Consider the following 21,177-nt stretch of genomic DNA (forward strand, 5'->3'; position numbering starts at 1 on the left):
GCCGCGGTCCGGCTATTCGCCGGACGGCAGGCTCGGCGGCTTCTTCGGCAGGAACGACGCCGGGATGATGGTGAACGCCACCAGCACGGCGGCAATCACGAACACCGTCGTATAGGCGTGCGCCAAGTGGTGAGACACGTGGCTGGCCAGATCGGGGGTCAGCGGGTGCCCCGGGACGGCCGACGGATCGGCCGGCAGGCCCCGCTTGCCGGCACCCGGGCGCACCCCGCCGATCTCGTTCGCCGCCATCAGGGTCTCGTTGCGATTGAACTGATTGGTCAGGATCACCGCCAGGAGCGCGGCCCCAATGGACCCGCCCACCTGTTGGTTCACGCTGAGCAGCGTCGTTCCGCGAGCGACCTGATGCGGCGCCAGAGCCTGCATGACCGCCGCGGACAGCGGTGTGGTGGTCAGCCCGATGCCCAGGCCCACGATCGCGAGCCCCGTCACCAGGACCGGTGAGTAAGCGGCCTGCGTGGCGACGCCGTAGGTGAATACCCCCAGGCCGACCGTCATGAGCGGCAGCCCGATCAGCACGATGATGCCGGGCCCGCGTTTGTCCATAAAGGCCCCGCCGAGGGGCATGGTCAGGACCGCGCCGATCCCGATCGGCAGCATGTGCAGGCCGGACTGCATCGGCGTCTCATGGCAGGCGATTTGAAAGAAACTCGGCACCAGCAGCCCGACACCGACCGAGGCGGCCCCGAACACCAGCAGCGTCACATTGACCTCGGTGACCACCGGATTCCGGAACAGTCGCAGGTCGATCAGGGGGTGGTCGGTGCGGTACCAGGCATGCAGGATGAATGCGGCGATCAACGCCAGTCCGACCAGGGCCGGGCCCAGCACGTAACGGTCGGCGATCGTGTGCCGGCCCGGGATGGAACACACCCCGCACAAGAAGATCGCCACGCCGGGCGACAGCAGCAGCGCACCGGTGATGTCGAGGGACTCCGAGGGGGCCGAGCGATCCTTGGGGAACATGATCGCCGCCAGCGCGAAGGCCGTCAGGCCGATCGGCAGGTTGATCAGGAAGATCCACTCCCAGCCGTAGGCGCCGATCAGCCAGCCGCCCAGGATGGGCCCGCCGATGGGGCCGAAGAGAATCGGGATTCCGCCCACCGCCATCAGGCGGCCGACCCGCTTCGGTCCCGCCTCGCGCGTCAAAATGACAAAACTGAGCGGCAGCAGCATGCCGCCGCCGATACCCTGGATTACCCGAAACAGGATCAGCAACAATATGTTCGGCGCTATCGCACAGAGCAACGATCCCAACGTGAACACCAGGACCGAACCCATGAACAGGCGTTTGGTGCCGAACCGATCCGCCGCCCACCCGGTAATCGGGATGACGGTCGCGAACGCGAGCATGTAGCCGGCGATCGTCCACGAGACGATGGCCTGGGTGGACCCGAATTGTGCGATGAAGGTGCGCTGCGCGACGGCGACGACCGTGCTGTCCAGCACCGCCATGATGCAGGCCAGCCCGCACACCCCGGCGATCCGGAACAGCGCGACGTCCAGCTTGTCGGGGTACTCGTCGGAGCGCAGGGACGGTCCCGGAGTGGTGGGCAACGGGACTGTGAGAGCTGCGGAACGGGTCTTCTGCATGGCGCCGCTGAGCATATCCGCAGGATTGCCCCGGCTGAAGGGTTTTTACTCGTATTCGAGTATTCGCACGCATGTAATTCAGTACTGCGCAGATTGCGTCTCGGACCGACGCTAAATCGGCAAACGGGCTGGTCGCGCGCCCATTGGGACGGTTTATATTATTCGCCGGCCGTTTCGCTTGCCGGCTTTTTCGGCAGAAACCATGCCGGAATCACGGTGCACGCCACCAGCACGACGGCGATCACGAATACCGCGGTGTAGGCGTGGGAAAGATCGTGTACCAGATTGCTCGAATATCCGGGAGCGAGCGACTGCAGGGGGATGGCGGACGGGTTCACCGGCACGCCGTCGATCGCCGCCTTCTGATGCAGGGCGGCGAGCTTGTTTGCTGCGCCGATGTTCGGGCTCCGGTTGAACTGGTTGGTCAGGATCATCGACATCAGGGCTGTTCCCATCGAGCCACCAACCTGGTGGCTGACGCTCATCAGCGTCGTTCCCCGGGCGATCTGATGGGGCGCCAGCGCCTGCACCGACGCGACCGACAGCGGCATCATGGTGCAGCCCATGCCCAGGCCCATGATCGCCAGCCCGACCAGCAGCGTGGGCAGGTAGTGGGCCTGGGTGGCCACCCCGAAGGCAAAGGCGCTCAGACCGGCGGTGATCAGCGCGATCCCTACCAGCACGATCTTGCCGGGGCCCTGCCTGTCGACCAGCGGTCCGGTCAGCCGCATGGTCAGCATGGCGCCCAGTCCCTGGGGGATCATGTACACGCCCGCCTGCATCGGCGTCTGGTGCAGCACCTGCTGGAAATAGCTCGGCAGTAGCAGGCCGGCGCCGAAGAAGGCGCCGGCGAAGACCAGCATTGTCACGTTGGCGTGGGTGAGCACGGGATTGCGGAACAGCCGCAGGTCGATCAGGGGGTGGTCGGCACGATGCCACGCGTGCGCGACGAAGCCCGCGATCAGTGCCAGCCCGATGACCGCCGGTACCAGCACGTGGCGGTCCGCGACGGTGCCGCGGCCCGGGATGGACGACACCGCGAACAGAAACGTCGCCAGGCCCGGCGAGAGCAGCAGCACGCCGACGGCGTCGAAGGTTTCCGACCGGGCCGGGTGGTCGCGGGGGAACACGATGGCGGCCAGCGCGATCGTGAGAAACCCGATCGGCACGTTGATCAGAAAGATCCACCGCCAGCTCGAGGTGTCGATCAGCCAGCCGCCCAGGATCGGCCCGCCGATCGGGGCGAGCAGCATCGGGATGCTCAGGATCGACATCAGGCGCCCGAGCCGTCTCGGGCCCGCTTCGCGGGTCAGGATCATGAATCCCAACGGCAGCAGCATGCCGCCGCCGATGCCCTGCACCACGCGAAAAACGATGAGCTGCACGATGTTTGAGGCGATCGCACACAGCAGCGAGCCCAGCATGAATGCCATCACCGAACCCATGAAGAGCCGTTTGGTGCCGAACCGGTCGGCCGCCCACCCGGTTATCGGGATCACGGTCGCCAGGGCGAGCGTGTAGCCGGTCATCGTCCAGGCCACGACGGCCTGCGAGGACGCGAACTGATCGATGAAGGTGCGTTGCGCGACGCTGACCACCGTGACATCCAGGATCGCCATCACCGTGGCCAAGATGCACACGCCGGAGATCCGCAACAGCGGGGCGTCGAGCTTGTCGGGATATTCCCGTTCTTCGACGGCCGGCTGCCCGGGGCGGGCGTGGGGCAGCGGCGTTTTGGCCGCTGCGTACGAGGCCTCATCCATGGCGTTGCTTAGCATATCGAACAGATCGCGGGCGCTGACGGTCGCGGCGGTCGTGATCTGCGCTGCCGTTGCGGCGGCCGAAAGTAACCAACCCTCTTGGGCGAACGCATATACGCCTGCTGTCTGCGTGTCCTTCACCGTTCCGACACTTGGGATCGGCAAACTGCTGGTGTGTCTGGAAAATTGATCGTCTCGGTCTCGGGGATTGGGGAACGCACCCTGCCCGACGTCGAGGCGTTCTGCGCGCAAATGGATGCCCGCGAGGTACCGGTGTCGTTGCTCGTGGCTCCCCGCCTGTCCGGTGACTACCGGCTCGACCACGACCCGCAAACCGTCGATTGGCTGACCACCCGTCGCGCCGGCGGTGACGCCATCGTGCTGCACGGCTACGACGACGCCGCCACCAAGAAGCGCCGCGGCGAATTCGCGATCCTGCGGGCGCACGAGGCGAATCTGCGATTGATGGCCGCCGACCGGGTGCTCGAGCACCTCGGGCTGCGTACCCGGCTGTTCGCCGCGCCCGGCTGGGTGGTGTCACCCGGCGTCGTCAAAGCGTTGCCGGACAACGGATTCCGGCTGCTGGCCGATCTACATGGGATCACCGACCTGGTGCGGCACAGCACCGTCCGCGCACGAGTCCTGGGCATCGGCGAAGGCTTCCTCACCGAGCCGTGGTGGTGCCGGATGGTGGTGCTGTCCGCCGAGCGGATCGCCCGTCGCGGCGGTGTCGTGCGGGTCGCGGTCGCGGCGCGCCACCTCCGGAAACCCGGGCCGCTGCAGGCCATGGTGGACGCCGTTGACCTGGCATTGATGCACGACTGCAGTCCCACCGTGTATCGCTGGGACGGCGCCAAGGCAGTGCTCGACGCCGCCTGACGAAGCGACTGCCTGACCCGCTGGTCGCGGGCACTACCCTGGTCCGACATGAGCGATTCTTCGGTTGCGGGGTTCGGCGCTGATGCCATCGTCGTCGGGGCGGGACTGGCCGGCCTGGTGGCCGCCTGCGAACTGGTGGATCGCGGCCTGCGGGTACTCGTCGTCGACCAGGAGAACAGCGCCAACCTGGGCGGGCAGGCCTTCTGGTCCTTCGGTGGTCTGTTCTTCGTCGACAGCCCCGAGCAGCGCCGGCTGGGCATCCGCGACAGCCACGAGCTGGCGTTGCAGGACTGGCTCGGCACGGCGGCGTTCGACCGTCCCGAGGACTACTGGCCACGCCAATGGGCGCACGCCTACGTCGATTTCGCCGCCGGGGAGAAACGCAGCTGGCTGCGTTCGCGGGGGCTCAAGCTTTTCCCGCTGGTGGGCTGGGCCGAGCGCGGCGGGTACGACGCACTCGGACATGGCAATTCGGTTCCCCGTTTCCACATCACCTGGGGCACCGGGCCCGCGCTGGTGGAGATATTCGCCCGTCAGCTGCGGGACCGCTCGACGGTGCGCTTTGCCCACCGCCATCAGGTCGACGAGCTGATCGTCGAGGGTGAGGCCGTGACCGGCGTCCGGGGCACGGTGCTGGAGCCCTCGGCCACGCCGCGGGGAGTCGCTTCCTCGCGAAAACAGATGGAGCAGTTCGAATTTCGTGCCAACGCGGTGATCGTGACGAGCGGTGGCATCGGCGCCAACCACGAGCTGGTGCGCAAGAATTGGCCGAAGCGCATGGGTCGCGTACCCGAGCAACTGCTGAGCGGGGTGCCGGCCCATGTCGACGGCAGGATGATCGCCATCTCGCAGCGGGCCGGCGCGCGGGTGATCAACCCCGACCGGATGTGGCACTACACCGAGGGAATCACCAACTACGACCCGATCTGGCCGCTGCACGGGATCCGCATCATTCCGGGCCCGTCGTCGCTGTGGCTGGACGCGGGCGGCAAGCGCTTGCCGGTACCGCTCTATCCCGGTTTCGATACGCTGGGCACCCTGGAATACATCACCAAATCGGGGTTCGACTACACGTGGTTCGTGTTGAACGCCAAGATCATTGAGAAGGAGTTCGCGCTCTCCGGGCAGGAGCAGAATCCCGACCTGACCGGACAGAGCGTTCGCGAGCTGCTGCGCAACCGGGCGCGTTCCGGGCCGCCCGGGCCGGTGCAGGCGTTCGTCGATCGAGGCGTGGACTTCGTCAGCGCAAACTCGTTGCGCGACTTGGTGACCGCGATGAACAAGCTGCCCGACGTGCAGCAGCTGGACTACGCCACGGTGGAGGCCGAGGTCACCGCCCGGGATCGGGAGGTCGCCAACAAGTTCAGCAAGGACGGTCAGATCACCGCGATACACGCCGCCCGCAATTATCTGGGCGACCGGCTCGGCCGGGTGGTGGCGCCGCACCGGCTGACCGATCCGAAGGCGGGACCGATGATCGCGGTCAAGTTGCACATCCTGACCAGAAAAACGTTGGGCGGCATCGAAACCGACCTTGCCTCCCGGGTGCTGAAGGCGGACGGCACGCCGCTCACCGGTCTGTATGCCGCCGGCGAGGTCGCCGGGTTCGGTGGCGGCGGCGTGCACGGCTACCGCGCCCTGGAGGGCACGTTTTTGGGCGGCTGTATCTTCTCCGGCCGCGCCGCCGGCCGCGGCGCCGCCGACGACATCACCTAGCGGGGTGCGGGGCGAACCCGACGGCTAGAACGTGACGGCGTCTTCTTCGGGCAGCACCTGGAAGTCGGTGGTGGTCATCTCGGTGAGCCGTCCGTAGTAGATGCCCCGCGCATCCGGGGCGATGATCCCCTGGTGGATAGGAACGGCACGCGCCGGTGCCACCGCGCGCAGGTAATCGACGGCTTCGGACACCTTCATCCACGGTGCGGCCGCCGGCGTGGCCAACACGTCCACCGGCTCGTCGGGCACGAACAGCGCGTCGCCGGGATGCATCAACCGCGCACGATGGTCGGCATCGCCCACCAAGAACGAAATATTCTCTATCACAGGGATTTCCGGGTGAATGACCGCATGTTTGCCGCCGACGGCGCGAACCGTCAGCTCGCCGATCTGCAGTTCGTCGCCGACGTGGACCTCGCGGCAGGGCGCGCCCAGTTGCGCGGCGGTCTGTGGGTCGGCATAAAGCGCCGCGTCCGGGTTACCCTCGAGCAATGCGGGCAGCCGTTTGGCGTCGACATGGTCGGGATGCTGATGGGTGATCAGGATGGCGGTTAGGCCGGTGATTCCCTCGAAGCCGTGCGCGAAGGTACCGGGGTCAAAGAGCACGCGGGTGTGGTCGAACTCGGCAAGTAGGCACGAATGGCCGAAATGCGTCAGTTGCATATCTACGATTGTGCCTTGATGGACAAGCTGCCGATGCGCGTGATCCTGGCCACGTTCCTGGTCGCCGGCAGTTTCGCAGTTGCTCTGATCGTCGTCATTCCTGCGCACGGGGAGCCGGAGACTTGCCCGGGGGTGTGTGACCGCATCCCGAACACCGCGTGGATCGATCAGCATGCCGTGCCGCTGGACGCGGTGTATCACTGGCCCGCGCTCGCCGCCCAGGCCGTGCAGACGACCGGTTCGGCGCCCGGGCCGCGCTTCCGGTTCGAGGAGCTGTGCGCCGCGCCGGCGCTACCCCAGGACCCTCGCGACTCGGCGGTCGCGGCTCGCTCGACCGTTCAGCATCCGGACGGGCAATGGCAGCTGCAGGCCCAGGTCCTGCACTGGCGCGGCGATACGGCGCATGGCGGCGCGATCGCGGCCACCGCGTTCGGCAATGCCGTCGCCGCGTTGCGGGCCTGCCAGCAGCGTGCACCGCAGGAATCACCGTCGCTGACCAGCGACGAAGCGAATCGGATGGCCGCCGTGATCAGCGGCCCGGTGGTGATGCACACCTACCTGTTCGCCCACCCGGCCAGCAGCACGATCAGCGAGGTCACGTTGTGGTCGACGGCGCCGCCGCAGGTGGCCTGGCCGGCGATGGCGGACGATCCGGTGCTCAACGCCATGAGCGCACCGCTGTGCGAGGCCTATATTGCCTCGTGTCCGTAACCCTGGCTGGGCGTTCGCCGGTAGAGTTGGCGCCGAAAACCGCCAACTGAGGAGGAGCGCCGGTGGCCCGGGTGATCGTGAGCGTGATGCCCAAAGCGGAGATTCTCGACCCGCAGGGTCAGGCGATTGTGGGCGCGCTGGGTCGCCTCGGACATCCGGGAATCTCGGAAGTGCGGCAGGGCAAGCGATTTGAGCTCGAAGTGGACGACAGCGTCGATGATTCGGTGCTTGCCGAGATAGCGGAATCGCTGCTGGCGAATACCGTGATCGAAGACTGGACGATCAGCCGGGAGACGCAGTGACGGCGCGCATCGGGATCATCACGTTTCCCGGCACGCTCGACGACGTCGACGCCGCCCGCGCGGCGCGCCGCGTCGGGGCCGAGGCGGTCAACCTGTGGCATGCCGACGCCGATCTCAAGAGTGTCGACGCCGTGGTGGTGCCCGGCGGCTTCTCCTACGGTGACTACCTGCGCGCCGGGGCGATCGCCCGGTTCGCGCCGGTGATGACCGAGGTGGTGCAGGCGGCGCGGCGCGGCATGCCAGTGTTGGGCATCTGCAACGGTTTTCAGGTGCTCTGCGAGGCCGGGCTGCTGCCCGGCGCGCTGACTCGCAACGTGGGTCTGCACTTCATCTGTCGCGACGTGTGGCTGCGGGTGGCCTCGACCTCGACGGCATGGACGTCGCGTTTCGAGCCCGACGCCGATCTGCTGGTCCCGCTGAAGTCCGGCGAGGGACGCTACGTGGCGCCCGCCGACGTGATCGAGGAGCTCGAGGGCGAGGGGCGGGTGGTGTTCCGTTACCACGAGAACGCCAACGGCTCGCTGCACGACATCGCCGGGGTCAGCTCCGCCGACGGCCGCGTGGTGGGTCTGATGCCGCACCCCGAGCACGCCATCGAAGCGCTGACCGGGCCCTCCGATGACGGCCTGGGGCTGTTCTATTCGGTGCTGGACGGGGTGCTCGCGGGCTGAGCGGAAACGCCTGCGGCATCGCGTAATTCGGCGAAGGATGCGCTGATGGCGTCCGTTGCCTCGTGCGGATCCTTGAAGGTTCGGTCGTCGGTGAGCACCGCGATGCCGAGCCGGTCGACATAGCTCCACACGGTGATGTTGACCGGGGCGCCGGGTGAAAGCACGCCGGTGGAATAGATCTCGCTGACGGTCGCGCCGCCGAAGTGGCCCCGCTCGCGCGGGCCCACCACGCTGGACACGGCGACGTTCATCAGCTTGTTCGGCGCGTCGCGCAGGCCCAGCCACCGAAATGCGGCGGGAGCGAAGGCGGTCGGGAGATAGGCCATCATTTTCCCGTACAGCTCCGGGCCGAGGACTTCATGGTCCTCCTTGGCGATCTTGGTGGCCAGAGCGACCAGTCGGGCCCGTTCCGCGGGGTCGCCGACATGGACCGGCAGCGAGATCATCAGACCGCTGATCTCGTTGCCGGTGATCCGGTCCGACTTGTCGGTGGCCGTCGGCACCGAGGCGATGATCGGGCGCTGCGCCGCGCCGTCATAAGCCAGGAGAAGTGTCCGCAACCCGCCGGCCGCCATCGAAAGCACCACGTCGTTGACCGTGATACCCAACGCCTTTGCCGTCGCCTTGACCTCCGGTAGTGACAGCGACGCACTGGCGAACCAGCGCCGTGGCGAGACGACATGGTTGAGGAAGGTCGGCGGCGCATCGAACGGATCGGCCAGGTCGGGGTGATCCCCGCGCTCACGAGACCGGCGGCGCACCCGCATCATCCCGACGGCCGCATCCTTGAGCAGCCCCGGCAGCTCGCCGATCTGCCGGACATGGTCGCGCGCCGCCGCCCGCAGCAGGTCGGCATTGGACGTTGTGACGCCGGCTTCGTCGTTGTCACGCTCGTCGGTGCGCCCATCGCGCAGATCCATCGCGCGGGCCAGCAGGTTGACCGACGCGACACCATCGGCCAGCGCGTGGTGGACCTTGCCGATCAAGGCGAAGCGACCGCCGGCCAGTCCCTCGGCGAAATGAAACTCCCACAGCGGGCGAGTGCGGTCCAGGGGAGTGGACGCCACCTCGCCGATCACCTGATCGAGCTCGCGCCGGCCGCCCGGTGCAGGCACCCGCACTCGCCGCAGGTGGTAGTCCAGATCGACGTCGCAGTCCTCCTGCCACATCGGGTGATGCAAATGCCAGGGGATGTCGACGAGCTTGTAGCGCAACGGTTTCAGAAGATGGAGCCGACGGCGCACATGGCGTCGGAACGCCTCGAAGCCGAACTCGCCGTCATAGTCGGCGGGGTCGATGACGGCCACCTTCAGCGTGTGCGTGTGCAGGTTGGGCGTCTCGCTGTAGAGCAGCATCGCGTCCATGCCGTTGAGTCGTTTCACGCGCCACCTCCCGCGGCCCGGGGCACCGTCAGCCCAGGATCGGGAACCGGCGCTGCCCGGCCAGCCGCTTGAGCGCGGCCTCCATGACGGCGCGTACGTGGGCGTCGACCTCGTCGACGTCGGGGTCATTGCCGAACCGGGCGGCGACGTCGATCGGCTCGAGAATCTCGGTGACGATCTTTGCCGGCAGCGGCACGTTGGGCGGGAAGATCACGCTCACGCCGAATGGGAACCCGACGCTGATCGGCAGGATGTCCATCCGGGCCTTGGTCAGCCCCAGCTTGCGGGCCAGCCAGTTGCCGCGGGTCAGGAACAGCTGGGTCTCCTGCGCGCCGATGGAGACGGCCGGCACGATGGGCACCCCGGCTTCGATGGCGGTCCGCACGTAGCCGGTGCGGCCATTGAAGTCGATGGTGTTCGCGCTGAAGGTCGGCCGGTAGGAGTCGTAGTCGCCACCGGGGAACACCAGCACCACCGCGCCGGAATGCAGGGCGGTGGCGGCGTTTTCGCGGCTGGCCTCGATGACCCCGAGGCGGCGCAGCCAGCCGTCCAGCGGCCCGATGAACAGCCCGTAATGGCCCAGGGTGTAGACCGGGCGGTCGTAGCCGAACCTCTCGTAGAAGGCGGGGGAGAAGATCAGGACGTCCGGGGTCAGCATGCCGCCCGAGTGGTTGGAGACCACCAGGGCTCCCCCCGAGGAAGGGACGTTGTCAATGTTGCGCACCTCGGCCCGGTAGTAGCGCTTGATGGCCGGTCCGAGCACTTTCGTGACCTGCTCGGTGAAAGCCGGATCCCACTTGGCGGTTTCGTGGTTGTCCGCCGCGTCAACACCGCTGCCCTTCATGGCTCCCCGCTGTCTGCCCGTGCCCTTTGCTACTTGTTGCCGGTGTGACGCCGGTCTCAAACCTCAGGCGCTGATGGACATATGGTACTCTCCATTTAAGAGAATGTCATATCCGTTTGCTGGGGGCAAACATCTGTGGGGGGGCATGTCCGAAAAGGTTCTGGTTACCGGCGGTTTCGGCCTCGTCGGCTCGCAAACGGTGCGCCGCCTGGTTGCCGACGGCCATCGCGTCGTCGCCGCCGACCTGGGCTCCGCCGCCCAGCGGAAAGCCGCGACATCGCTGCCCGCCGGTGCCGAGGCGCACTGGGCGGATCTGACCGACGCTGGTCAGGTTGACCGCCTGCTCGCCGAGACCTCACCCACCGCCATCGTCCATCTGGCCGCCGTGATCCCGCCGCTGATCTATCGCCGGCCCGCAGTGGGGCGCCGCGTCAACGTCGACGCGACCGTCGCGCTGCTGCGCGCGGCGCAGTCGCGGCCGCATCCGGTGCGGTTCATCCAGGCGTCGAGCAACGCCGTGTACGGCGCGCGCAACCCCTACCGCCATCACGAACTGTTACGTCCGGACTCCCCGATGAACCCGGCCGACCTCTACGGCGCGCACAAGGCCGAAGCGGAACAGCACATCCGGGCCTCCGATCTCGACTGGGTCAACCTGCGGCTGGCCGGGGTGATAAGCGTCGAACCGGACGCGATGCCGTTCAGCGTCGATGCGTTGTTCTTCGAAAGCGCCCTGCCGACCGACGGCCGCATCCATACCGTCGACGTCCGCGATGTCGCGCGCGCGTTCGCCGCGGCGGTCACAGCGGACGTCGCCGGTGAGACGCTGCTGATCGCCGGTGACGAGTCGCACCGCCTTCGGCAGGGGGATGTCGGCAAGGCCCTGGCCGCCGCCCGCGGTTTGGCCGACGTCCTGCCCGGCGGTCGGCCGGGCGATCCGGACAGCGACGATGACTGGTTTGTCACCGACTGGATGGACACCGTTCGCGCCCAACAGGTTCTGCAATTTCAGCGCCACTCGTGGCCGGACATGCTCGACGAGATGCGGGCCATTGCCCGGTGGCGGCGCTACCCGATGCGGCTGATCTCGCCGCTCGCGCGGCAGTTCCTCAAACGCCGTGCGGCCTACCGGGATACCCCCGGACGCTACGCCGATCCGTGGGGTGCGATCCGGGCGAAGTTGGGCGAGCCTCGCCCGGATGCTCCGCCGAAGTAGGTAGCGGGCCGGCACGTCAGCCGGCGTCGCGCAGCAACGGCCGTTCCGTGGACAGCGGTTCGGCGGTGGGGCTCAGCCCCTCGAAGAGTTCGGTGGCGTCCGCGATGGTCCGGTCGACGAAGGACGCGAAATCGCTGAAGGAGATGTCGCGCCGGATCCATTGCGACTTGCGGGCCGCCACACCGATGCGCTGCGGATCGGATGAACCGTGCACGATCGCGGTGACCTGGCGGTCGAGGCGGTTCCACCTGTCGCAGAAGTACGTCAGCCAGGGGCGGTCGGCCGCCGGGAAATAGCGCCCGGGAGTGACGCGGATGATCAACACGTCGTCGTGCGCGGGAGAGATCTCGAAGTGGACGTGCAAGCGCCGCGGGGCGTTGGTGACGAAGAAGTATTCGCCGTCGTGGTGGCCGCGGAAATAGCGCCGCCCGCGGGTGCGCAGGTACCGTTCGACGAGGTTTGCGCACAGCTGCTCATTCGTCATGGATTGATGGTGCGGCCGGTGACTTTGGGAATGCTTGGAGCCGAGCGATGCGGCACCGAAGAATTTGTTGAGAATTCGCTGAGTGAGTGCCGGCCGGCAGCCTTTTCCCGCGCTCAGGTGGGTTCGCGCCGCTCGACGATACCGGCCCCGGGGCCGGGCACGTTGCGCGGCAACGTGACCGAAAACCTGTAGCGCTCGGGACGATAGTGGAATTCCACGACCTCGAGAGGCTTGTCGTCATGGCCGTAGCTGGTGCGTTCGAGCACCAAGACGGGAGACCCGAGCGGCAGATTCAAGGCGCCGGCCACCTCCAGCGATGCGCCGGCCGCGTGAATCTCGTAGTTGGCCCGGGCGACAGGAATGCCCAGGCGCCGCTCCCACATGGTGTAGGTGCTTTCCAACGCCTGCGCGGTCTGCTCGTCGGTTGCGCTCTTCAGCAGCGGTTCCACGGCCTGGCCCAATCCCGGTGGCAGGTAGGCGATCATCAGCGCGAGGGGCTGGTCGCCGTCGCGAAAACGCCGGTGCACACACAGGACTTTCGACAGACCCAGCGTGTCGGCGATCCGCTGCGGTGCGTCTTCGACACGATGCGACAGGACGTCAACGTTCGGCGTGATCCCGGAGCTGGCCAGCACCTCGGTGATGGTGCGCACGCCGGGCCCGAGTTCCTGTTTGACCGGGTTGGCGACGAAGGTGCCCAGGCCCTGCTTGCGCACCAGCCATCCTTGCCGTTCGAGCAGCCCGACCGCCGCACGCACGGTCACCCGGCTCACGCGGGTGCGATCGATCAGTTCTCGCTCGGTGGGCAAGCGCGCGCCGCGGGGCAGCCGTTGTTGGACGATGGCCGCCTTGAGGGCTTCGGCGAGTTGGGTGCTGGCCGGCACGCTACCGCGAGAGATCCGGAGGTCGGCAACGTCGAGGTCCAACTGGTCAGGGGCCACGAAAGGTATTAAAACGTCCTATTCGCCGGCCGTAAAGCATGGCCGCGGGCGCGGGCGGCTAGCGGTGCGGATTACTGTGGTACCGAACGCTTTTCGCGTAGCGCCGCTCGACGAGCGGGCGGCTGCAGATCGCGCGGGTCAGGAGGGTCGAAGGTGTCGATCGCCGTGGAACGGTTCGACCACGTCGTCGTGAATTGCCGCGACGTCGAGGCCACCGCCGCGTGGTACGAACGGGCGCTGGGGGAGATGACCTCGCACTACTGCCGTGACGTCGACGGGAACCTGATCGAGATCGCCGTTTACTGAGGTCCGGCCAGCGGATACAGCGCGGGAAGATTGATCACGATCGCTTCCTGGGTGCTACGGGCGATCACGACCTCGGCGGTGGTGTGGGGGTCGGGGTTTTCCTCTCGGTGCGGCAGATAGGGCGGGATGAAGACGTAATCGCCGGGCGCGGCCGCGATGCGAACCTCGTCGGTGCCGTCGTGAAAGACGAACTCCGGGTTGCCGCTTCGCACATAAATGGCCGTCTCCGATTCACCGTGGTGATGGTTGTCCGAGGCCGATTGCGGCGCAGCGTGCGTCTCACCCATCCAGAGCTTCTCCGCACCGACCGACCGGCCGGACAGGGCGGCGAAGCGCCGCAGCCCCTCCGACTGCGCGGTATCGGAGCTGATCTCGGATGCCTTGATGTGGCGTACCCGGTTGCGTGCGACCGGTGCCGCGGTGTCGTCGAAGTCCGGATGGAATCCATCTGAGGTGGCCATTACTCAATTATCGTCCGCGACATCCCGATACGCTTCGAGCAGTCTGAGCCACAGCTCGCTGACGGTCGGGAAGCACGGTACGGCGTGCCACAGCCGGTCGATCGGAATCTGCCCGGCGACGGCGATGGTGGCCGAGTGCAGCAACTCGGTGCAGCCCGGGCCGACCATGGTGACGCCGAGCAGGTGGCCGCGATCCAGGTCGACCACCATCCGCGCCCGGCCCGCGTATCCGTCCGCGTAGAGCTTGGCACCCATCACCACATCGCCGATCTCGATATCGACCGTGCGGGCTCGGTATCCGGCTTGTTCGGCTTGCTGAGCCGTCAGTCCGACGGCGGCGGCCTCGGGGTCGGTGAAGAAGGCCTGCGGCACCGCGTGATGGTCGGCGGTCGTCGCATGCGCACCCCACGGTTTGGTGTCCAATGGCTTCCCCGCTGCGCGGGCTCCGATCGACGCCCCCGCGATTCGGCCCTGATACTTGCCCTGATGAGTGAGTAACGCCCGGTGATTCACGTCGCCCGCCGCGTACAGCCAGCCGTCCTCGTCGGCACCGCGAACCAGGCAGGTGTCGTCCACCTCGAGCCAGCTCCCCGGTGTCAATCCCACTGTCTCCAAGCCGATGTCGTCGGTCAGCGGTGCACGGCCGGTGGCGAAAAGGACCTCGTTGACCTGCAACTCGGTGCCGTCGTCCAGGTCGAGGATCACGTGGGAGTCGTCCGGCCGGCGCAGCGCGCGAACCGAGACCCCGAGCCGCACGTCGACGCCGGCATCGGTCAACCCGCGTCCGATCAGCTCGCCCACGAAGGGCTCCATCCGGGGCAGCAGTCCCGGCCCGCGTGCCAGCAGTGTCACCCGGGAGCCCAAGCCTTGCCAGGCCGTCGCCATTTCGACGCCCACGCCGCCCGCGCCCACTACGGCCAGGCGCTGCGGGACCACACTGCTATCGGTGGCGTGCCGGTTGGTCCATGGCCTCGCCTCGGTGATGCCCGGCAGATCGGGCAATGCCGAGCGGCTTCCGGTGCATATGACAACCGCATGCCGTGCGGTCAATCTCACTCGTTCGCCGTCGCCGTTGATGACGACGATTCGGCGCGGGCCGTCCAATCGTCCATGTCCCCGGATCAGCGTCGCGCCGATTCCGTCGACCCAGTCGGCCTGGCCACTGTCGTCCCAGTCGGTGACGTAGCGATTGCGGCGGCCGAACACGCCGTCGACATCGATGGAACCGGTGACCGCGTCCCGCGCGCCGTCGATCCGGCGGGCATCGGCAATGGCAATGACCGGACGCAACAATGCCTTACTGGGCACGCACGCCCAATACGAGCACTCGCCGCCGACGAGTTCGCGTTCGACCAGCGCCACGCGCAGGCCTGCCGCCCGGGCACGTTCGGCGGCATTCTGCCCGATCGGTCCGGCGCCGAGCACTACGACGTCGAAGTCTCCTCCGGTGGCTGATGCCATGATCGACGATCCTTTCGCATGGGTAGATGGCCATGGCCCCGAGGCGTCAGTGGTCAGTGGACCCGAGGCGCTCGGCGAGCCCGCGCACATCGCTGACGACGATGTCCGGCTGCGGCAGGCCGTCGACCGGCAGCGGCGCGTTGCCGCGCCGCGTGAGCAGGGCTCCACTGAATCCGACATGCTGGGCGCCGATGGTGTCCCACACGTGCGCGGCCACCATCATGCAATCCGCCGGGGCGACCCCGACCGTCTCGCACGCGTACCGGTACACGGCGGGCGACGGCTTGAAGGCGCTGCAGGCGTCGACGCTCAGCTGGTGTTCGAAAAAGCCTGCCAGCCCGGAATTCTGCAGCGCCGTCGGGCCGTCGGGATTGGGCGGGGAGTTGGTCAAGGCCACCAGCCGAAAACCGTTGTCGCGCAGGGCCGCAAGCCCGTCGGCGGCATCGGGGTGTGCCGGCATGGTGAGCAGCGCGTTCTTCAGGCGGTCCAGATCGCCCTCGGTGATGTTCACCCGATGGATATCCCCAAGCATGCGCAGCACCCCTTGGCCAAGCACCGGGAACGTCACGTAATGCTCGGACAGCGTGATGGTCATCGAGTACATGACCAGCTGCGCGAACCAGTCCCGCAGCACTCGCTCGTCGCCGAACAGTTCGTCGAAAAGCGGTGCGATGGAATCGATATCGAGCAACGTCTCGTTGACGTCGAATACCAGGACGGGCGGTTTCGGCATGCTAGGACTCGGCCTTCTTCGCGGTGGGAATGTCCGGCCGCAGATACCCGGCCAGGCAGAGGCAGATCAGTGCCATCCCGGCCGCCGGCCACCTGAGTGCGACGACTGCGGCCGCGGCGAAGACGCCGACCGTGAAGAACGATCTCATCCGCAGGAGTCGTCGCACGCGCTGCGTGAGGTCGTCATGGGCGGGCCGATCGACGACTTCCTGGCACAGGGCCAGATAGGTGATGTTGACGAGCACGAACACCGACGCATACAAGGTCACGGGCGCGGCGGCCAGTCGGCTATCGGCGATCCACTCGGTGGTGATCGGAATCAGTGACACCGAGAACAGGTGCGCAAAGTTCGCCCAGACCAGTCGCGGCGTCGCCACCTCCGCATAGCCGAACAGGTGGTGATGGTTTACCCACACGATCGCGATAAACACATAGCTGACAACATAACTCAACCCGGTGGGCCACTCAGGCAGCAGCGCGTTGAACGTGAAGGCCTTCGGTGGTTTGAGCTCCAGTACGAGGATCGTGATGAGTACGGCGAACACCCCGTCGGAGAATGCCCCCACCCGGTCTGGGCTGGTTTTCCGCGCGGATGCGCTCATGACGCACTCCCGGTCGAGTTCTTCGTTAAGACCTCGTCCGTGTCGAGTCCGCGGTCGACGCCGTGCGGGATCACGGTCTGGCCGGGTTCCAGCCGCAGTTGTCTGCCGTCAAGCTGCACGCTGATCTTGTCCGGTTCGAAGGAGAGCAGGTTGCGGACCCGTGCGACCCCCGTCCAAGCGTCGACGTAGGACCACGCCGCGCGCTGGTGGCTGCCGATGTCGTAGTAAGAACATATTCCCTTGTAGGGGCAAAATGTCTGTACATCAACGGGTTTGAGGGCGGCCTCGTCGACGTCGTCGCGCGGCACGTACCAGCGAGGCGCAAAACCCGATTCATACAGCGCCAGCGGGCGGTGGGTGTCGGCGATCACCTGGTCACCGTCCCGTACCACGAGATGACGTGCCGTGGAGCGGATGTCGATGCGATGATAGGCGTCCGTGGCGTGGCCGACGATCCGTTCCTCTTCTTCGTAGAAGGCATCCATCGCGCGCCAGGCAAACGCCACCCGGCGATCGAGAACGGCGGCATGAGGGGCAAGCGCGGTGTGTTGCCACGCCGCGTGACCAACCTCGCGCCCCGCGGCCTTGACCGCAAACCACTGGGTCGCGCCGAGATCGCGGTGTTGTGTGACGCGGTCCTCGGCCACCAGGATCCCGGCCTCGATGTCACGGAGCGGAAAGTAGGCCACCGGGTAGCGACCCGGCTCGTGCAACAGGATCACGTCTTCGCTGTCGGCTATCCAGCTGTCCGCGAAGCGAACTCTCATGCGTCGCCGTAGTGGCTCGGCGAAGAGCAACCGTGTTGGCAGCGGCTGCTCCGTCAGGAAATGTCCCACCGAGCCGGTCGCAAGCGGACCCTGCTGCCATGCCAGCCCCATCGTCGTGTCCCTCCTTCGAACAAAATCTGCCGGCGCCCACGATCGCGTCACTGCATGACGACGACCATCTTCCCGCCGGCTTCGCCCGCCTCCATCACGCGGTGCGCCTCGCGGATCTGGTCGAAAGCGAAGACGTGTGACGGTTTGGCATCCAGCTCGCGGTCGGCGACCTGCCGGGCGATGTCTCGCAGGGGCACGTCGGAGAGCGGAAAACCCGGTGTTCCAAAGACGAAGCTGCCGAAGAAGTTCCAGTTCACCCCGCTGGCCATGCGCAGCAGCGGGTTGAAATCGCCGATCGGATCGAGTCCGCCCAGCCATCCGGCCAGGCATGCCGTTCCGCCGCGCCGCAACATGTCCAGGGAGTCGAGGATGGTGCTGTTGCCCACCAGGTCCAGGACCGCGTCGATGTGTTTGGCTTCGGCGATGTGGGCGGCGAGGTCGCGCCTCTCCAGCTCGACGCGCGAAGCACCGAGCCGCTCCAGCATCGGGAAGCGATCGCTGCTTCGTGCCGTGGCGATGACCCGCGCGCCGGCGGCGACCGCCATCTTGAGCGCGGCTTGGCCGAATGATGAGGTGGCGCCGCGTAACACCAACGTCTGTCCGGATTTCAGGTCGAGGTTGCGGAACAGGCATGTCCAGGCGACGGCGTAGGTCTCGGGCAAGGCGGCCAAATCCGACCAGGGTAGGTCCGACTCGATGAGGGCGACATTCGCCGCGCGCACGCGCGTGTATTCGGCATAGCTGCCGTTGATCGTCCGGCCAAGGCCGCCCATCAGTGCGGCCACCTTGGCGCCGACCGGGAACTCGCCTCCCGGACATGAGTCGACGATGCCGACGCACTCGATCCCGCTGACCTCGGCGGCCTCTGCCCATTCCCCTCGGCGCATGTGGAGTTCGGCGTGATTGATCCCGAAACCCTTTACCGCGATGACGACTTCGCCGTCCCTGGGCAACGGCTTGGGGATCTCGGTGTAGACCAGGCTGTCCAGTCCGCCGAACCGTTCCAGGATGATCGCCCGCATGGTTTCCCCGCCGGGTTGCTCGCGTACCACCGCGGGCGCGGTGGGCAGCCGGGGCGAATCGGTGGCAGCCACGTACCGCCCCCTCCAGATCGTTAGTGGTGCTCGGTCTATGGCACCGAATGGGCCGTATGACCCATTATTATGGGCGCAGCTTCCCACTATGTCCAGGGGAGTGGCGCCGTCAGGCTTTGCGTCGGCCGCGCGACGACGTGGATCGCGCCTTGCGCGAGGGGTGTTGAGGTGCGAAGGAGCGCACGTAGTCGACGGCGGCATTGACGGCGGCCCGCAGCGGTTGCGGATCGCCGGTGGCGTGGGTGAGCATCGCGCCGCCCTGGTGGGCGGCGACCAGCGATACCGCCAGATGCCGGGGGTCGGCGTCCGGACGCAGGTCGCCGCGCTCGCGCATCGACTCAAGGCCCGCCCGAAACAGTTCGATCCATTGGTCATATCCCGCGGCGAGGTCGTCGTGCATCTCGCGATCGGCCTCGATCAATTCGCCCGCCAGAGACCCGTAGACGCAACCCCCGACCCGGTACACGGCGTCGATGTCGGACACGCAGGCTTTCGCCCACGCCTGCAGCGCATCAAAGCTGTCCAGGCCGGCGAACCGCGGCTGGGAGTGGAACGCCCGCAGGTCGTTTCGGCGCGCCTCGACGACGTGCCGGGTCAAGTCGCGCTTATCGCGGAAGTAGTGCGAGATCTGGGATCCGCCCACCCCGGCGGTGCGGCGCACCTGGTCGACACTGGTGTTGGCGACGCCACGCTCGAACATCAGCCGGGCGGCGACCTCGATGATGCGCGCCCGGGTCGCCAATCCCTTGCGGGTGAACCGCGATGAGGGCTGTTCGGTCATGTTGGCACCTTGGACGTGGAGGGTCAGCCGGCTTGCCGTGCCGGGCGGCGGACCCGCGACCGGCGCGGCGGACGCGGCGCCCGCTCGGCGCTGTCGGTGGCGAACATGCGCAGGTAGTTCACCGCGAAACGAATCGCGTCGGCGTGCGGCCACTCCTCTTGGTAGGTGAAGGTCAACACGCCGCCGCCTTGATGCGCGGCGACGATCACCCACGCGAGTTGCCGAGGGTGGGCATCGGCGACCAGCAGGCCGTCGTCCTTCATTCGCGCAATTGCGCTCTGCAACAAGTCGACCCACCGCCGATAACCGGCCGCCAACGCGTCGCGCGTCGTGTCGTCGGATTTCGCCAACTGGGCCGCCAGCGCGTGATAGGTCGGCGTGCCGAAGTACCCGATGCGGCGCAGGTAGCGCATGTTCAGGTCGATCCACCGCTCGAAGTCGTCAAAAGAACCCAGGCCCCGAAGCGTGGGCTGGCGGTGAAAATCCAGCACCACGCCGATCTGGCGGCGGATCACCGCGCGGATCAGCGCCGCCTTATCGGCGAAATAGTGGGCAAGCTGTGAGCCGCTGACCGAGGCCGCGCGCCGCACATTCTCCATGTTGGCCGCCGAGAGGCCCTCGGTGACGATCAGCTGGGCGGCGGCCTGCACGATCCGGTCCCGGGTGGCCCGCCCCTTGGCGGTCAACCGTTGTTCGTCGTGAACATCGGGATGGGCCATCGCGTCAGGCTAACCCGGGAGCCCCTTCATTTATGGGATATCCAGCCCATACATCGGGATCAGGGCTGGACTCGCCTGGCCAGGAAGGCCCGGATCAACCGGGCGACGTCCTCGCCCGCGGACTCCAGCAGAAAATGCCCGCCGTCGAGGAGGTGGATCTCGGCCTCGGGCAGGTCGTCGGCGAACGCTTCGGCGCCGGCCGGCCCGAAAATCTCGTCGCCGCGCCCCCACACCGCAAGCAGGGGCACCCGGGTGGCACGGAAGTACTCGTGCAGGCGCGGATACATCGGCGCATTGGTGGCGTAATCGCGAAACAGCTTCAGCTGCACCAGATCGTTGCCGGGGCGGGAGAGCAGCGAGTAGTCGTGATACCACGACTCGGGATCGACCAGCGTCTCGTCGGCCACCCCGGTCAGGTACTGCCACCGGGTGGCTTCCAGGGTGAGGAACTGCCGCACCGGCGCCTCGGTTTCCGCCGTCTGCTCCCGTTGGTACGCCTGCACGACCTTCCAGAAGCTTTCGACGAATCCCGCGTCATAGCCGTTGCCGTTCTGGCTGATGATCGCGGTGATCGCGGACGGGTCGCGTAGTGCGAGTCGCCAGCCGATCGGCGCGCCGTAGTCCTGGACATAAATGGCATACCGGTCGAGGCCCAGGCTTCCCAGCAGACCCGCCGTGAGCTCGGTCAGCGCGTCGAACGTGTAGTCGAACTCCTCGACCGGTGGGGCGTCGGACAGGCCGAATCCCAGGTGATCGGGTGCGATGACGCGGTAGCGGTCGGCGAGGGCCGGGATCAGGTGGCGGAACATGTAGGAGCTGGTGGGAAACCCATGCAGCAGCACCACCGCGGGGGCGGTGGGATCCCCGGCCTCGCGATAGAAGAGCCGATGGCCGTCGACGGTGGCGTATCGATGATGAACGGCAGGCACGAGGTTCCCCTGACTCAACGGGATTCGGCACCGA

General features: G+C 67.1%; 23 protein-coding genes. 7 read left to right on the top strand and 16 right to left on the bottom strand.

The window, feature by feature from the left end:
* Positions 1-12: 12 nt before the first annotated feature.
* Together A5688_RS06825 and A5688_RS06830 are read right to left on the bottom strand one after the other, a co-directional pair.
* On the bottom strand, positions 13-1,626 hold the full coding sequence (locus A5688_RS06825) for a DHA2 family efflux MFS transporter permease subunit (protein ID WP_067829463.1): 1,614 nt from the start codon (positions 1,624-1,626) through the stop codon (positions 13-15).
* A gap of 143 nt (positions 1,627-1,769) precedes the next feature.
* Positions 1,770-3,389: a DHA2 family efflux MFS transporter permease subunit gene (locus tag A5688_RS06830; RefSeq protein WP_242660286.1), complete on the bottom strand. Its 1,620-nt coding sequence runs from the start codon at positions 3,387-3,389 to the stop codon at positions 1,770-1,772.
* Positions 3,390-3,545: 156 nt separating this feature from the next.
* Between A5688_RS06830 and A5688_RS06835 the strand changes: the two genes are divergently transcribed.
* Together A5688_RS06835 and A5688_RS06840 are read left to right on the top strand one after the other, a co-directional pair.
* Positions 3,546-4,250 (top strand): DUF2334 domain-containing protein, encoded by a 705-nt coding sequence (locus A5688_RS06835; RefSeq protein WP_067829459.1) that lies wholly within the window; start codon positions 3,546-3,548, stop codon positions 4,248-4,250.
* A 48-nt stretch (positions 4,251-4,298) separates the two neighbouring features.
* Entirely contained in the window at positions 4,299-5,966 is a 1,668-nt protein-coding gene (locus A5688_RS06840) for an FAD-binding dehydrogenase (protein WP_067829456.1), read from the top strand.
* Positions 5,967-5,990: 24 nt separating this feature from the next.
* Here A5688_RS06840 and A5688_RS06845 read toward each other — a convergent pair whose 3' ends face one another.
* Positions 5,991-6,629, bottom strand: coding sequence for an MBL fold metallo-hydrolase (locus tag A5688_RS06845; protein WP_067829453.1), 639 nt, complete (start codon positions 6,627-6,629; stop codon positions 5,991-5,993).
* On the opposite strand from A5688_RS06845, the gene A5688_RS06850 reads away from it, so the two are divergent.
* The 3 genes from A5688_RS06850 to purQ all read left to right on the top strand — a co-directional run bounded on the left by A5688_RS06850 (position 6,606) and on the right by purQ (position 8,313).
* Positions 6,606-7,340, top strand: a complete 735-nt coding sequence (locus A5688_RS06850; RefSeq protein ID WP_207546617.1) for an ATPase — start codon at positions 6,606-6,608, stop codon at positions 7,338-7,340. The genes A5688_RS06845 and A5688_RS06850 overlap by 24 nt on opposite strands.
* 62 nt (positions 7,341-7,402) lie before the next feature.
* Positions 7,403-7,642 (top strand): phosphoribosylformylglycinamidine synthase subunit PurS, encoded by a 240-nt coding sequence (gene purS / locus A5688_RS06855; protein ID WP_067001259.1) that lies wholly within the window; start codon positions 7,403-7,405, stop codon positions 7,640-7,642.
* A complete protein-coding gene (gene purQ / locus A5688_RS06860) occupies positions 7,639-8,313 on the top strand; it encodes a phosphoribosylformylglycinamidine synthase subunit PurQ (RefSeq protein WP_067910764.1) in 675 nt (224 codons plus the stop codon). Before purS ends, purQ begins: the two co-directional genes overlap by 4 nt.
* On the opposite strand, the gene A5688_RS06865 is transcribed toward purQ, so the two are convergent.
* Together A5688_RS06865 and A5688_RS06870 are read right to left on the bottom strand one after the other, a co-directional pair.
* Positions 8,280-9,695 (bottom strand): WS/DGAT/MGAT family O-acyltransferase, encoded by a 1,416-nt coding sequence (locus A5688_RS06865; protein ID WP_207546618.1) that lies wholly within the window; start codon positions 9,693-9,695, stop codon positions 8,280-8,282. The genes purQ and A5688_RS06865 overlap by 34 nt on opposite strands.
* A 28-nt stretch (positions 9,696-9,723) precedes the next feature.
* Positions 9,724-10,539 carry a lysophospholipid acyltransferase family protein gene (locus A5688_RS06870; protein WP_067910761.1) on the bottom strand — a complete coding sequence of 272 codons (816 nt, stop codon included), beginning with the start codon at positions 10,537-10,539 and terminating at the stop codon, positions 9,724-9,726.
* 145 nt (positions 10,540-10,684) lie between these two features.
* On the opposite strand from A5688_RS06870, the gene A5688_RS06875 reads away from it, so the two are divergent.
* The gene (locus A5688_RS06875; protein WP_067910757.1) at positions 10,685-11,755 is read left to right on the top strand and encodes an NAD-dependent epimerase/dehydratase family protein; all 1,071 of its coding nucleotides are present in this window, start codon (positions 10,685-10,687) and stop codon (positions 11,753-11,755) included.
* Positions 11,756-11,771: 16 nt separating this feature from the next.
* Here A5688_RS06875 and A5688_RS06880 read toward each other — a convergent pair whose 3' ends face one another.
* Both A5688_RS06880 and A5688_RS06885 read right to left on the bottom strand, forming a co-directional pair.
* Positions 11,772-12,239: a hypothetical protein gene (locus A5688_RS06880; RefSeq protein ID WP_067910754.1), complete on the bottom strand. Its 468-nt coding sequence runs from the start codon at positions 12,237-12,239 to the stop codon at positions 11,772-11,774.
* A gap of 113 nt (positions 12,240-12,352) precedes the next feature.
* A complete protein-coding gene (locus tag A5688_RS06885; RefSeq protein ID WP_067829439.1) occupies positions 12,353-13,180 on the bottom strand; it encodes a GntR family transcriptional regulator in 828 nt (275 codons plus the stop codon).
* 153 nt (positions 13,181-13,333) lie between these two features.
* Between A5688_RS06885 and A5688_RS27660 the strand changes: the two genes are divergently transcribed.
* Complete coding sequence (locus A5688_RS27660; RefSeq protein ID WP_165606886.1) at positions 13,334-13,486, top strand: VOC family protein; 153 nt, start codon at positions 13,334-13,336, stop codon at positions 13,484-13,486.
* On the opposite strand, the gene A5688_RS06890 is transcribed toward A5688_RS27660, so the two are convergent.
* From A5688_RS06890 to A5688_RS06930, 9 genes are all read right to left on the bottom strand, one after another.
* The gene (locus tag A5688_RS06890; RefSeq protein WP_067910751.1) at positions 13,480-13,947 is read right to left on the bottom strand and encodes a cupin domain-containing protein; all 468 of its coding nucleotides are present in this window, start codon (positions 13,945-13,947) and stop codon (positions 13,480-13,482) included. The two genes, A5688_RS27660 and A5688_RS06890, sit on opposite strands and share 7 nt — an antisense overlap.
* 3 nt (positions 13,948-13,950) lie before the next feature.
* On the bottom strand, positions 13,951-15,408 hold the full coding sequence (locus tag A5688_RS06895) for a dihydrolipoyl dehydrogenase family protein (protein WP_067910748.1): 1,458 nt from the start codon (positions 15,406-15,408) through the stop codon (positions 13,951-13,953).
* A 46-nt stretch (positions 15,409-15,454) separates the two neighbouring features.
* Positions 15,455-16,141, bottom strand: a complete 687-nt coding sequence (locus tag A5688_RS06900) for a haloacid dehalogenase type II (protein ID WP_067910745.1) — start codon at positions 16,139-16,141, stop codon at positions 15,455-15,457.
* Between the two features lies 1 nt (position 16,142).
* On the bottom strand, positions 16,143-16,742 hold the full coding sequence (locus tag A5688_RS06905) for a TMEM175 family protein (RefSeq protein WP_082951071.1): 600 nt from the start codon (positions 16,740-16,742) through the stop codon (positions 16,143-16,145).
* Complete coding sequence (locus tag A5688_RS06910) at positions 16,739-17,620, bottom strand: DUF427 domain-containing protein (RefSeq protein ID WP_067910741.1); 882 nt, start codon at positions 17,618-17,620, stop codon at positions 16,739-16,741. Before A5688_RS06910 ends, A5688_RS06905 begins: the two co-directional genes overlap by 4 nt.
* A gap of 47 nt (positions 17,621-17,667) precedes the next feature.
* Positions 17,668-18,714 (bottom strand): zinc-binding alcohol dehydrogenase family protein, encoded by a 1,047-nt coding sequence (locus A5688_RS06915; protein ID WP_067829418.1) that lies wholly within the window; start codon positions 18,712-18,714, stop codon positions 17,668-17,670.
* 109 nt (positions 18,715-18,823) lie between these two features.
* Complete coding sequence (locus A5688_RS06920; protein ID WP_067829414.1) at positions 18,824-19,495, bottom strand: TetR/AcrR family transcriptional regulator; 672 nt, start codon at positions 19,493-19,495, stop codon at positions 18,824-18,826.
* Positions 19,496-19,518: 23 nt separating this feature from the next.
* Positions 19,519-20,214 (bottom strand): TetR/AcrR family transcriptional regulator, encoded by a 696-nt coding sequence (locus A5688_RS06925; protein WP_067829411.1) that lies wholly within the window; start codon positions 20,212-20,214, stop codon positions 19,519-19,521.
* Positions 20,215-20,273: 59 nt separating this feature from the next.
* Positions 20,274-21,143: an alpha/beta fold hydrolase gene (locus A5688_RS06930; RefSeq protein WP_067910863.1), complete on the bottom strand. Its 870-nt coding sequence runs from the start codon at positions 21,141-21,143 to the stop codon at positions 20,274-20,276.
* Between the last annotated feature and the right edge of the window lie 34 nt (positions 21,144-21,177).

The organism is Mycobacterium mantenii (assembly GCF_001667865.1).
Classification (GTDB): Bacteria; Actinomycetota; Actinomycetes; order Mycobacteriales; family Mycobacteriaceae; genus Mycobacterium; species Mycobacterium mantenii_A.